This is a genomic window from Acidobacteriota bacterium, assembly GCA_016196065.1.
Classification (GTDB): Bacteria; Acidobacteriota; Terriglobia; order Terriglobales; family Acidobacteriaceae; genus Acidiflorens.
The window spans coordinates 1,828,171-1,841,403 of sequence record JACPYL010000010.1 but is presented as its reverse complement, the minus strand read 5'-3'; the positions used below and the strand labels follow the sequence as shown (position 1 = coordinate 1,841,403).

Sequence of the window (13,233 nt, the reverse complement as noted above, 5' to 3'; positions counted from 1 at the left end):
GGGGCGTTCGGTTCCACCGCGCGCAGGAAACGCAGGCAACGGTAAGAACCAGTACGAGCAGCCCTAGGGATTGTGATGTCCGTTGTTGGCGGCGGTTCCACCCTTCAAATTCCCGGTGCCAACGCAGCCCAGATTCATATTGATGACCGTCAGTTCGAAATAATTGGCTGGTTTCTTGTCTGAGGGCTCGTACCAGCGCTCGCCCACCGTCACTTCGCCCAACGACACGGAGCCAAAGTCGGGAATATAGAGGACGTGTCCGAACACCTTCACACCCTCGATCTCCTTCTCGATGTTCTTGTCGATCTCTGAAATCAGCGAACATATGACACTGGGGGGACTGTCTGGCTTGCCGCTGCAGTTGCTGCCCTTATTGCTAATGAGCCTCTCGATCTCAGTGAGCCTCTTATCGTACGAGTCCTTCACATCGTTGGGAAGGCCGTTGCCCCTCAGAACTTGTACAGTCTGGTCCTTGACACGACCGAGAAAGCCGAGATCGTCGAGATAGGAGTTGTCGCCAGCTGGCTTGGCGCCGCAGATGCCGTAGTTCAGCTTGAGTTTGAGAGGAATGCCGCTGACTTTCAAATTGTGGAACTGCGTCCCGAGAAAAGTCACATGCGGAAAATGTCCGCCTTCTTCGGGGTGCTCGGTGGAGACCTGCGAGACCAAGCGGTCCGCAGTAATGATTTCAAACACGTTCAGGCCTTCGAGGACGGATGTAGAGAGCGTCACCCAGCCGTGACCCGGTTTTGTGCTCTTGCTGCCAGATACGCGAGTGTGGCCTTTGGCGAAGGTAACCAGGCCCTCGATACTGACGCCGTCCGCCATACGGGTGAGATGGCCGCTGCGGCGGCCTTTCAGCGATACCGGGGCATGCTGTTCGATCGTTTGCTCGATCGGACGCTTGAGGTGTCCGCTGAGAACGTGCGCGTCCGCATGATATTCGTGAGAGGGAGGGGCACTCTTCGTGGCGCTGTTTGCTGCGGGAGTTTCCGTCATGGTTGCCATAGTATCCGCTCCCCTGTATTAGCGAGTCAATTCTGAATGTGCAGTTCGAAGGATCCCTGGCCCACTTTCACTGTCTCGCCAGTCGTCGTCGTTCCGCGCACGACTACCGAATAGGTGCCGGCTGGACGGTTCGCTCCGGGGATCGCGATCGGCCAGCGGTCCTGGCCCGCATCCGCGGGGATAGGCACGGACATCTCCACCGTGCCGGCTGGGTTGTACAACTCGGCTGTGTATCGTGAGTAGCCGGCCTGATGGGGAATCCTGACAAAAAGCAAGAAACCCTTTCCCGCCGCGGTAGTAATCTGCGGCCCACTCACGCTATCCGGTTCGCCTCCGCCATAGGTCCCGATGTTGACTGAAGCCCATTCCATTACCTGCGGGGCAGATGCTTGTTTGAGTTTCGGGTAGGTAACTAGATTCTGGTATCCCACAACGACCAGCAATAACGCCAGCAAAGGCGCCGTGAAGGCCGGGCGGAGCCAGAGCTGCCAGCCTCGGTACTTGGGCACCGGTACGGTACTGGAGGCAGTGGTTTTCTGTCCTTGCGGCGCTTCGGCCAGAATAGCTTTGCTTTGGTCGATGAAGGCAGCGCCCGCGCGTACATCAAGAGCGCACTCCGGACAGCCGAAGAAGTGCTCTTCGAACTCGTTCCGGGTTTCGGACGCAAGTTCGTTAAGCAGATATCTTTCGGTTACTTTTTGTAGAACCACCACGTCGTGGTCCATTGGATGGTTTTCCCCTCTTACAAGTAGTGCGCCGTTTCGTTGTTTCGTTTCAAAAAACCCGTTCAAGCGAATTCCGGCGGGTTGTTTCCTATATTCTTCAAATACAAAGACTTAAATGAGTGCTTGGCCCGGTGTAGCAAGACTCGTAAATATTCGCGGTCGACTCCAAAGTCACGGCAGACGTCGTCCTTGTCTCTTTCTTCGATGAAGACCTCGCGCAGCAGTCTGCGGTCGCGTTCGCTCAGTCCCTGCAGAATCTCGCGTACCTGCTCTTGCGTCTCTTTGGAAGACAACACATCAAGCTGGTCGGCTCCGGGCGCGGGAAAATCGCGATCTTCATCGTCATCCAGCGGAGTATTGCGGGCAGCGCTGCGATATTGTTCGAGCAGCACGTTGTTGCACATCGAATTCACGAACGCGCCCAGCCGATCGGGTTGAAGGATTTTTCCCTGGCGCAGCGCCACGAAAAAGCGTGCAAAAATTTCCTGCCGAACATCCTCAATAGCTTCCCGAGTGGAGAGCCGGGAGCGCAATTTGATCTGAATCAGGGCACTGAAATAGGCGACAAAGTGCTGCTCGGTGTGCGCGTCCGCTCGGCGCAAGCGCTCGAGATAGGCCTCGTCAAAAGGCTGAAATTCCAATGTCTTACCCCGAAAGCCGGAAGGTGGCAGACAGTGTAGCACCGGCATGGGCCGCCCGGCCTCGTTTTCCACGAGGGTGAGTTTCGCGGTTTGCTGGACATGGGAGTGGCTGCTGCGTGTGCGGATGGCGGGCGGGATGGATCGGGCCGGGCGCATCGGGAAGTGAAAACTCCTGGGTTTGGAGAAGGAAGCAAAAAGGTGCCGGAGCCGCTTCCCCTTCGACTCCGGCACTTAATGGATCACATCCGGGGGTTTCCAAGATGAAATCCCAAACTGTGGCGGCACCACCTTTTCGGTGATTACTTCCACTTGGCTAGATAGTGCGGGCGCCATAAAAAACGTTTCATGATTTTTCCCCAAATAGGAAAACAATCCGCCGGCATGATTCGGGAGAGATTCTGAGAATGCTATGATCGGCGGGTTTACTGACCACGATCCATTAATACTGACCACCGAATTTCATGCCGAAAGACGTGTACAGCAAATTTCGGGAGCACTTTTCTGGCTCTCCACGGCTATTTTGCGCTCCCGGCCGCGTCAACCTTATCGGTGAGCACACGGACTACAACGAAGGATTCGTCATGCCTGCCGCCATTGATTTTTCCTGTTCGGTGGCTATTTCCCCGCGTGCCGACCGCACGGTCAGCTTCTATTCCGAGAACATGAACGAAACCGCAGATGCGGACCTCGCCAACACCGGGGTGCGTGCGTCCGGAGGCTGGAGTGATTACCCGATCGGCGTTGCCGTGATGCTGGAACGGGCGGGCCATGCCCTGCGAGGAGCTAACCTCTATATCGAGAGTGATGTTCCCCTCGGCGCAGGCCTGAGCTCATCGGCGGCGATTGAAGTGTCGATTGGCTACGCTCTGCTGCGAAACTCCGGGCATGAAGTCGATCTCGTGCAGCTCGCGAAGCTTTGCCAGGGCGCCGAAAATGAATTCGTTGGGGCACGCTGCGGCATCATGGATCAATTTACCGCCTGCCAGGGCCGTACCGGCCAGGCCATCATGCTCGATTGCCGCTCGCTGGAGTACCGGGCACTCCCGTTGCCGGAGGACGTTGATCTCATCGTTTGCAACACCATGGTGAAGCACCAACTGGCGGCGGGCGAATACAACGTACGGCGGAGTGAATGTGAAGAGGTCGTGCGGCGCCTCTCGTCTGTGCAGCCCGGCGTTCGTGCGTTACGAGACGTTACTCTGCCGCAGTTAGAGGAACTTCGGCCGCTACTGACTGAAGTGCTCTACCGCCGGGCTCGGCACATTGTGACCGAGAACGATCGTGTGCAATCGGCGGCGCGGGCGCTGGTAGGCGGCGAGGCGGATGCTCTGCGTGACCTTATGGCAGATTCCCACCGCAGTTTGCGCCACGACTACCAGGTCAGCTGTGAGGAATTGGACACGATGGTCGAAATCGCCAGCCGTCAGCCCGGAGTGCGCGGTGCGCGTATGACTGGCGGAGGCTTTGGGGGATGCACCATCAACCTTGTCGACAAAGAATGTAGTTCTGAATTTCGTCGCGTCGTCGCTGTGGAGTACCATTCCGCCACCGGCTACCTGCCGGACATCTATATTTGCAAGGCATCATCTGGAGTGCATGAAGTGCAACCGGCAGTTCAGGACGCTCGATGAACCAGCAAGAACTGGAAAAGATCCCGCACCGGCGGCTCAATCCATTAACGCGCGAGTGGGTGCTGGTATCACCCCAACGAACGGATCGCCCATGGCTCGGCAAGGTTGAGAAAAGGGAAGTAGAACGCCGGTTGGAGTATGACCCTGGTTGTTATCTCTGCCCGGGAAACGCGCGCGCCGGCGGTATTAGAAATCCGTCATACGCCGGAACTTATGTTTTTGACAACGACTACCCGGCGCTGCTGTCGCAGACACCGGAAATTGAAGTCAATGAATCTGGACTCATCGTGGCTCGCGGAGAGCGTGGGATCTGCCGAGTACTTTGCTTCTCGCCGCGACATGACCTGACGATCTCCCGCATGAGCCTGGCGGAACTCAGCCGGGTCGTTGATGCGTGGGTAGAGCAATTTCAGTCGCTCGCCAAAACTCCGTGGGTGCGTCACATCCAAATTTTCGAAAACTGCGGATCGATGATGGGTGCGAGCAATCCACATCCGCACTGCCAGATATGGGCGAATGCGAGCGTTCCCAACCAGCCCGCCAAAGAATCCGCCTCGTTTAGCGAGTACGCGAAGAGCAATGATTCGTGCTTGTTGTGCGACTATCTTCAACTTGAACTTAAAGGCCGCCAACGCCTGGTATGTGAAAACGATGCCTTCGCCGTCGTCGTCCCGTACTGGGCCGTATGGCCCTTCGAGACTCTAGTACTCAGCAAACGCCACCTCGCAGCCATGGACGAATTGACGACCGAGGAACGTGGCTTACTCGCAGGAATTCTGAAGCAGGTCACGACCCGGTACGACAACCTCTTCGAGGTGCCGTTCCCCTATTCCATGGGATTCCACCAGGGTCCAACCGATCACCAGGAGCATCCGGAGTGGCACTTTCACGCGCACTTCTATCCTCCGCTATTGCGGTCGGCTACAGTCCAGAAGTTTATGGTGGGGTATGAAATGATGGCTGCACCGCAGCGCGATCTCACGCCGGAAAGTGCAGCCGAGCGACTCCGCGAGCAGAGCGAAGTGCACTACGCGGATTGCAATCCCTAAGACTTCCGTCGATTATTTCTGCACGGAAAACTTGTACATCGTCCGGGACCGGTAGGTTTGACCGGGCCGCAGAATGGTCGAGGGAAATGCCGACTGGTTCGGCGAGTCGGGGAAGTGCTGGGTTTCCAGACAGAAGCCAAAACGCTGTTTGTAGACGTGTCCATTCTTGCCGGCAACGCCATCGAGAAAATTTCCGGTGTAGAACTGCACGCCGGGTTCGGTAGTGAATACTTCCATCACACGGCCACTGCCTGGTTCGTGGACTCGCGCCGTCAATTCGGCTCCGGTGCCGGACCGGTGGATGACGAAGTTGTGATCGTAGCCATGTCCCAGAGTCAACTGATCGTCTTTATCGTTGATGCGCGCTCCGATCGCGGTTGGTTGCGAGAAGTCGAATGGCGTGTTCTTAACCGGGCGCAACTCTCCGAGAGGGATGAGGTTCGCATCAACTGGAGTAAAACGGTCGGCATTGAGCATCATGTGATGCCCGAGGATGTCGCCCTTTCCTTCGCCCGCCAGGTTGAAATAGGTGTGCTGGGTCAGGTTTACGGGAGTGGCTTTATCGGTGGTCGCTTCGTAGTCGAAAATTAACTCATTCTGATCCGTGAGGGTATAGGTAACTTTCACCTTCAGATTGCCCGGATACCCTTCGTCTCCGTCGGGACTGGTGTGCGTGAAAATCAGACCTACGCCATGCTCGTTCTCAAACGGTTCCGCATTCCAAATGAGTTTGTTGAAGCCAACATTGCCGCCATGCAAGGTATTCGGGCCGTTGTTGGCTGCGAGCGGATAAGTGGCACCATCGAGCTTGAACTTGGCGTTGGCAATGCGATTCCCATAGCGGCCAATGATGGCGCCGAGGTACGCCTTGTTGTCCAGATAGTCGTGGAGATTGCTGAGGCCGAGCACGACGTCGTCGAGGTGACCGCTCTTGTCCGGCACGCGCAGAGAGACAATAATTCCGCCGTAGTTCATGGCGCGGACTTCCATGCCGTGGGCATTGGCGAAGGTGTACAGATCGATGGCGCTACCCTGCGGGGTCGTGCCAAACGCTTCCTTTTTCATAGAGTGAGTTTTCTCCGCAAGGGATCCGGTGGGGAACAGAGCACAACAAACCAGCAACATCGAAATTATGATTCCTGAGCAGCGCGAATTCATAAGCAATTTACCTGCTTCAAATTCCCCAGTGGGGAGACTGCCTGTTTGTAAAGGCCGTCGTGTCGACTGATCATACTATCCAGCGTCTTACGCATGGAAACATTAAAGGCAAACTGGATTAGAGTCGTCGGGTAAGCGAAGTCTTCTTTACCTTGGAGTCCATAGTGGGTGATTCGTAAAGAGGCCATTCACGAATCCGATCTGGTACACCACTAGGCACCCAAATGCCAGGCTCAGGGCGCCGGAAGCAACTGCCAGCCTGTGTGAAATCGTCTGACTCCTCGATCCCAGCGCTTTGATGGCCGCTGCCAGGCTCATCGTAATCACCATCATTCCCGCGATCGTCCCGACACCAAACACCAGCAGATAGGCAATCGCCCAGTTCGCATTCCGGATGGTCGCGAGCACGAGGAGAGCCACCGCGGCTGACCCCGCCAGTCCATGAACAACGCCGATAGCGAGTGGACGCAGGTGCTGATACATCCCAGACTTACCAAACAGGCGATCTAGAAATGCCAGTGGCGTTTGCTCCTGAGAGTGTGGATGGGTCTCAGGCTGGTGCCCATGCTGATGGCTGTGAACGTAGTCACCATGCGTGTGAGGGTGGGAGTGGGCGGTAGCCGTCAAATTGCCGGTCAGCGGTGCTGCAGGGAGTGCCCGAAAAAAGCTTGCCACATTGAAAAGTCCCAGCAAGATCAGCATCACCCCAACCGACAGCTCCATGCTGAGTCCAATTCGTGGCGGGATGCTGACGTTGAACAGAATGATGGCCGTTCCAACGACGAAAATTGTGACCGTGTGGCCCAACCCCCAGAAGGCGCCAATCAGGGCAGCACGCGAGAGTTTTGGTTGCCGGCTTACGATCGTGGAGACGGCGATAACGTGGTCTGGGTCGGTGGCGTGACGCATCCCCAGAAAGAAACCCACCGCCAGGATAGACACGAGACCGATCATAAAAACTGGCGATCAGTCTAACGCAAAGACAGAGCTTTGCGCTGGCGTGGTCCAGCTGGCGGCATCAGTCGGCGGCGACGATTTCGGCCTCCGACGTGTGTTTGCCGTGATGGTGGGATTCGCCGCTCTGCTGCATGAGTTTCGTGACGATGCCCGTCCATCCCGTTTGGTGGCTCGCGCCGACGCCCGCGCCCGAATCACCATTAAAGTATTCATGGAAGAGCACCAGGTCGCGCCAGTGCGGATCGGTCTGGAACTGTTCGAGGTTCCCGAACACCGGACGCCGGCCATTGTCTCCGCGAAGAAAGATGCTGGTCATACGGCGCGATAGTTCTCCCGCCACTTCCCACAAGGACAACATGTTCCCCGACCCGGTGGGAAACTCCACTTTGAAATTGTCCCCGAAGTAGTGATGGAACTTCTGCAACGATTCCACGAGTAGGAAGTTCACCGGGAACCAGACCGGTCCTCGCCAGTTGGAATTGCCTCCGAATAATCCGGTCCTGGATTCCGCCGGTTCGTAATCCACGCGGTATTCCATACCCGCGACGTTTAGCGCGTAGGGGTGCTCGTGATGGAATCGCGAGAGCGCGCGGACTCCGTGAGGCGAGAGGAATTCCGCTTCGTCGAGCATGTACCGAAGAATTGCGCGCAGCTGTTTTTCATTGGCGATGGAGAGCAGGCGGCGCTCACCGCGGCCATGGGTTCGCATGCAAGCGATGTTGTCCGTCAAATCAGGACGGTTGTCGAGGAACCATTCAAGTCGCCGCTTGAATCCGGGCAGGCGATCGAGGACTTCCTGTTCCAGAGTCTCCACCGCGAAAAGCGGGATCAGTCCCACCATGGATCGGATCTTCATGGGGAAGTGCACGCCATCCGGCAACTTCAATACGTCGTAAAAGAACCCGTCTTCTTCGTTCCACAATCCGATACCGTCATCGCCGCGATGGCTCATGGCGTTTGCGATATAGATGAAGTGCTCCCAGAATTTACTCGCTAGATCCTCGTACACAGAGTCATGCTTCGCCAGCTCGAGCGCGATCGCCAGCAGGTTGAGCGTATACATGGCCATCCAACTGGTGCCATCGGACTGCTCGATGTATCCGCCCGTTGGCAAAGGCGCGCTGCGATCGAACACTCCGATATTGTCCAGACCGAGAAAGCCGCCCTGGAAAATATTCATGCCCCCTGCGTCTTTGCGGTTTACCCACCAAGTGAAATTCAGCAATAACTTTTGGAAGACGCGCTTCAGAAAGTCGATGTCACCTTTGCCGGAGCGTTTCTTGTCAATTTTATAAACGCGCCAGGAAGCCCAGGCATGCACCGGGGGATTTACGTCACCGAGAGCCCACTCATATGCCGGGATCTGTCCGTTGGGATGCATGTACCACTCTCGCAACATCAGCGTCAGCTGGTCCTTGGCAAATTCCGAATCGACCAATGCAAGGGGAACGCAGTGAAACGCCAGGTCCCATGCCGCATACCACGGATACTCCCATTTATCTGGCATGGAAATGACATCCGAGTTATACAGGTGACCCCATTCGTGGTTCCGTCCCTTCTTGCGTTCGGGCGGCGGAGGCGGGCATGTTGGATCGCCCTGCAGCCAGTCCTTCACCACGTAGTGATAAAACTGCTTTGACCACAACATGCCGGCGAGTCCCTGACGCATGACATTCTGCGCGTCTGCCGACAAGTCATGTGGGACAACCTTCGCGTAATACTCATCCGCTTCCCGCTTGCGAACCGCGAATATTCGCTCGAAACTATCGAACGCCTGTTGGCCCTGCAAATCCGCGCCCGACAAACGGAGACGGACGACGGCGGATTCCCCAGCTCCAACCGTCAAGCCGTAATCGGCCGCCGCTTTGGTGCCTGTGAGATGCGGATTCACCGCGTCCTGCGTTCCGTGGACAACGTAGTTGTTAATGCCGTCCTTTACATACGGGGTGGGGTTGGGAGCGCCGAAAATGCGTTGAGCGTTGGTATCGTTTTCCGTGAACAACAGGTGGGGAGATCCTTCGCAATGCAGCCAGTGACTTCCAAAGTGCGGGTGATTGAGTTCAATCGCCGGATCGGGCCTGACTTTCGACATGTGCAATTCGGGGCGCGGCTCACTCGCCTTCCAGGACCAAGTATTTCGGAACCAGGTGGTTGGGAGCAGGCGCAGCCGGGCGGGCTCGGGACCACGATTTTCAACGGTGATTTTGATCAGGATATCTTCGACGTCGGCTTTCGCATATTCCACGAACACATCGAAGTATCGATTTTCGGCAAACACTCCCGTGTCGAGTAGTTCGAACTCCGGGTCTCCCTTGCCGCGACGCCGATTTTCGGCCACCAATTGGTCGTAAGGAAACGCGGCGTGCGGATACTTATACAAAAACTTCATGTAGGAGTGTGTCGGAGTGCTGTCGAGGTAGAAGTAATACTCCTTTACATCCTCGCCGTGATTCCCCTCGTTGCCGGTGAGTCCAAAAAGGCGTTCCTTCAGGATAGGGTCTCGCTCATTCCACATCGCAACCGAAAAACACAGGAACTGATGCCGGTCGCAGATTCCACCCAGGCCATCTTCGTTCCAGCGGTACGCACGCGAGCGAGCGTGGTCGTGCGGGAAATACTCCCATGCCGTCCCATGAGCACTATAGTCTTCGCGAACCGTTCCCCAGGCGCGGTCGCTGAGATAAGGCCCCCAGCGTTTCCAGTGCTTGGTTTTCGCGGTGGCTTCCGCCAGTCTGATTTCTTCCTGTGTCATTGCGACCTCTTCTCGACCTCACAAACACCGCACCGGCCCGTACAGACAATTCTCGAATTGTAATGCTTGCACCATGGCAGCAGGCTCCAGTTCACAGTTGATGGATATGAACATCCCACCTGTGCCGGCCTCCCGCACTGAGCGGTTTGATTCCTGGGCAGCCCGAAAGTGGCACGAAAACTTCGCTATCGAACTAATCGGGCCTTGCCCACGAAGACGAGCGAAGAGAATTGAGGGACACGGTTACCTTAGTGAGCCTTGATGGACCGCTTCGTGGCAAGTAAGGTCGGTAAATCTGCGCTGCCGGCGTGGTTTCCGTAGGTGAGCAATACCGGCGAGGACTCTGCTAGAGTATTGGCACTTCAAAGGGTCTTCAATTTTCCTATGGACGACGTGCACGCGATTCGCCTTGCGAAGACTGAACTCCGGGAGGGCTTCAACAAAGGGTCGGTGGACCGCGTATTGTCTGTTTATGCCGACGCATATGTTGATTTGTCGGGCACATCCGCATCGTTTTACGGATCAGAAGCAAAGGCAGTCCTCAAGTACCGCTTGGAAAAGCTCTTCAATCGCTATCTCGCGCAGATGACCGTGACCATCTATGCAATTCGAATTGAAGGCGCCATTGCCTTCGATCGCGGATGCCATAAACTGACCCTGACGCCGAAGAAAGGTGGACGATCGCAGACGATCCGCACTCGCTACCTTGAGATCTGGCAGAAGAACCCTGCGGGGCAATGGAAGATCTCGGTCTTCATCGATAATCAGGATCGCCCACCAGCTATGCCGCCGCGCGAAGTTTTGGAAGCGCTAGCAGGTCGTCGTCCAGCGCGAAGCCGCCGGTCGGCGGCGAAGGCCGTCAAATCCTGAATGGCGATTCCAAGCGTCCAACCCGACCTCGAAGCCGACCTGATTGAACAGGTCCGCGGCGGCCACCACGAAGCGTTCTACAAATTAGTGCGTCCTTACGAACGCAGCATCTTCATGACCGCTCTTTCGATTCTCAACAACGAGGCGGATGCGGAAGAAGTCGCACAGGAGGCCATCCTCAAGGCGTTCAAGGCGATCGGGAAATTTCGCGCGGAATCGAAATTCAGTACCTGGCTCATCCAGATCACCATCAACGAAGCGCGTATGAAGTTGCGCAAGGACCGGCGCCATCTCTACGAGTCGCTGGACGAGTCCCGTAAAGGCGACGACGAGGGTGACTACATCCCAAAGGACTTTGCCGACTGGCGCGAGATTCCATCCGAAGCACTCGAGAGTTCCCAGTTGCGCGCGGCCTTGAAAAAAGGCTTGGCCACCCTGGGCCCGAAGTACCAGCAGGTACTGATTTTGCGCGACATTCAACATCTGAGTATTGCGGACACGGCGAAACTCATGGGGATTACAGAAGCAACCGTCAAGACGCGCCTGTTGCGCGCCCGCCTGATGATGCGGGATGCGCTGGCGCCTGGTTTTGACGGCATGTGGCGTAAGGGCAGAGAATATGAAAAAGTACGACCGTTCTGATGAAGGTGTTGTAACGAACGGTGAGTACGCGCATCAAAGAGGCTTCATGCTGGCTTGGGAGACGTAAGCTTTGGCGAAGAAACCAGTCGTGGAACTTGACTGCTTCGAAGTCTGGCGGCAGGTTTCAAACTATCTCGACGACGAGGTAAGCGCCGAACTCCGTATGGCGATGACGTCACATTTCAAAGGCTGCGAGCACTGCACGGCCATCCTCGACGGTACCCGGAATGTGGTGAAACTGGTGGGCGACGGCAAGGCATTTGATGTCCCCGCGAGCGCCCGCCGGCGTCTTTATACGAAACTCGATGCGCATCTCGCGAAACGGCGTGGCAACAAGAGAGTTCACTAGTTCTTCTCCTGTTAACAGAAGCAGTCGGATATCCCCTGTCCCGCTTCCGGCCCCGTGTAAAATGCATTATGTCCTTCCAGTCGGGCAGTCCCAACTTCGGCAAGAAACGCACTCCGCCTCCGGACGAAACATTCGAAGAGGCGACATACCTCAAGGCACTTGGGGAAAAACAGAAGGCAGTGAGCCTGAAGCTGGCCGACGGGGAAGTGGTCCGCGGATGGATCGAATATTACGACAAGAACATGGTGCGCCTGACCCGCGAAGACGGCCCGAACCTCTTCATCTTTAAACATGAAATCATGTACATCGCCGAAGACGGCAAGAAGAAGTGAGAGTCGGCCCGGAACTTGCCACGCGAATTTTGGCACCCTGTAGTTTGATCCAACATTATTAAGATTATGACGTCCAATGATTTCCAGGCTCTAGTTGTGCCCATGCAGGCGATGGCTCGCGAAGCGGGCGGCCTGCTCATGAGTTATTTTGACCGCCATATCAAGATCGAATACAAAGGTGACGCTGACCTGGTCACCATCGCCGACCGCAAGTCTGAGGCGCTGATTCTGGAGCGACTCCGCGCGCAGTTTCCTACCCACGACGTGATGGGGGAAGAAGGAACGCGCATCGATACCGGCAGTGATTACAAGTGGTACATCGATCCTCTGGACGGAACCACGAACTTCGCCCACGGCTTTCCGGTATTTTGCGTTTCGCTGGGCGTGCAATTTCGCGGCAAGAGTGCCGCGGGCGTGATTTACGATCCAACGCGCGATGAAATGTTTGCGGCTGCAGCCGGGAGTGGCGCAACTTTAAACGGCAAGAAGATCGAAGTATCGACCACGTCGCGTCTAGCGGATTGTTTGATCGGTACCGGATTCCCCAGCCATAAGCGTCACAAGAATCCCAACATCCACTTCTACCATCAGCTCACTTTGCGGAGCCATGGGGTGCGCCGCGCTGGCTCTGCCGCCCTCGACCTATGCAATGTTGCCGCGGGGCGATTTGACGGCTTCTGGGAATTCAATCTCAATCCCTGGGACACGGCGGCCGGAGTTGTAATCGCTGAAGAAGCCGGTGCGCGCATCACCGACTTCTCGGGCGGGCCGTTCCAACTCAACAGTCGCGAAACCCTGGCTACGAATGGATTGGTGCATGATGCGCTCCTGCACGAATTCAAGGAAATCTTCGCTGGTCGAGGCCTGGATGAATTGGCAAGCCCCGTTGAGTACGCCAAGACTCGCACTCCGTGAGTCGACATCCACAAGCAGTACAATAAGGGAAGTGGGGCAGGTTTCCTCTGTGATCGTTGTGCCCGTGCGGTTAAGAATTTCATCGATAGCGGAATAAAAGTGAACTCTCTTCTGGAACGCAAAATCGAGAAGCGCCCCGACAAAGTACGCCTTCAGGGAAGGATCCTCTTCCTTACTGAAGATCCTGCGCTGATAAAAAAGCAG

The 13,233-nt window shown here is 56.2% G+C and carries 13 protein-coding genes; 7 read left to right on the top strand and 6 right to left on the bottom strand.

Translation table 11 applies throughout. From position 1 onward, the window contains the following. Positions 1 to 63: 63 nt before the first annotated feature. From HY010_11135 to HY010_11125, 3 genes are all read right to left on the bottom strand, one after another. Entirely contained in the window at positions 64 to 1,008 is a 945-nt protein-coding gene (locus HY010_11135; protein ID MBI3476278.1) for a hypothetical protein, read from the bottom strand. A gap of 26 nt (positions 1,009 to 1,034) precedes the next feature. After that, a complete protein-coding gene (locus HY010_11130; protein MBI3476277.1) occupies positions 1,035 to 1,733 on the bottom strand; it encodes a zf-HC2 domain-containing protein in 699 nt (232 codons plus the stop codon). 62 nt (positions 1,734 to 1,795) lie between these two features. Then, a complete protein-coding gene (locus HY010_11125) occupies positions 1,796 to 2,530 on the bottom strand; it encodes a sigma-70 family RNA polymerase sigma factor (protein ID MBI3476276.1) in 735 nt (244 codons plus the stop codon). 305 nt (positions 2,531 to 2,835) lie between these two features. Between HY010_11125 and HY010_11120 the strand changes: the two genes are divergently transcribed. Next, entirely contained in the window at positions 2,836 to 4,005 is a 1,170-nt protein-coding gene (locus HY010_11120) for a galactokinase (GenBank protein ID MBI3476275.1), read from the top strand. Next, entirely contained in the window at positions 4,002 to 5,054 is a 1,053-nt protein-coding gene (locus tag HY010_11115; GenBank protein MBI3476274.1) for a UDP-glucose--hexose-1-phosphate uridylyltransferase, read from the top strand. Before HY010_11120 ends, HY010_11115 begins: the two co-directional genes overlap by 4 nt. Before the next feature lie 12 nt (positions 5,055 to 5,066). Here the strand turns inward: HY010_11115 and HY010_11110 are convergent, their stop codons facing one another. From HY010_11110 to HY010_11100, 3 genes are all read right to left on the bottom strand, one after another. Continuing rightward, positions 5,067 to 6,119: a galactose mutarotase gene (locus HY010_11110; protein MBI3476273.1), complete on the bottom strand. Its 1,053-nt coding sequence runs from the start codon at positions 6,117 to 6,119 to the stop codon at positions 5,067 to 5,069. Between the two features lie 240 nt (positions 6,120 to 6,359). Further along, the gene (locus HY010_11105) at positions 6,360 to 7,166 is read right to left on the bottom strand and encodes a high-affinity nickel-transport family protein (GenBank protein ID MBI3476272.1); all 807 of its coding nucleotides are present in this window, start codon (positions 7,164 to 7,166) and stop codon (positions 6,360 to 6,362) included. Between the two features lie 64 nt (positions 7,167 to 7,230). After that, the gene (locus HY010_11100) at positions 7,231 to 9,921 is read right to left on the bottom strand and encodes a glucosidase (GenBank protein ID MBI3476271.1); all 2,691 of its coding nucleotides are present in this window, start codon (positions 9,919 to 9,921) and stop codon (positions 7,231 to 7,233) included. A 384-nt stretch (positions 9,922 to 10,305) separates the two neighbouring features. Between HY010_11100 and HY010_11095 the strand changes: the two genes are divergently transcribed. From HY010_11095 to HY010_11075, 5 genes are all read left to right on the top strand, one after another. Next, positions 10,306 to 10,791: a DUF4440 domain-containing protein gene (locus HY010_11095; protein MBI3476270.1), complete on the top strand. Its 486-nt coding sequence runs from the start codon at positions 10,306 to 10,308 to the stop codon at positions 10,789 to 10,791. Then, entirely contained in the window at positions 10,792 to 11,433 is a 642-nt protein-coding gene (locus HY010_11090; GenBank protein MBI3476269.1) for a sigma-70 family RNA polymerase sigma factor, read from the top strand. A gap of 70 nt (positions 11,434 to 11,503) precedes the next feature. Next, positions 11,504 to 11,782 carry a zf-HC2 domain-containing protein gene (locus HY010_11085; protein MBI3476268.1) on the top strand — a complete coding sequence of 93 codons (279 nt, stop codon included), beginning with the start codon at positions 11,504 to 11,506 and terminating at the stop codon, positions 11,780 to 11,782. A 68-nt stretch (positions 11,783 to 11,850) separates the two neighbouring features. Beyond that, positions 11,851 to 12,114 (top strand): RNA chaperone Hfq, encoded by a 264-nt coding sequence (locus HY010_11080; protein ID MBI3476267.1) that lies wholly within the window; start codon positions 11,851 to 11,853, stop codon positions 12,112 to 12,114. 66 nt (positions 12,115 to 12,180) lie between these two features. After that, entirely contained in the window at positions 12,181 to 13,029 is an 849-nt protein-coding gene (locus HY010_11075) for an inositol monophosphatase (GenBank protein MBI3476266.1), read from the top strand. Positions 13,030 to 13,233 lie beyond the last annotated feature (204 nt).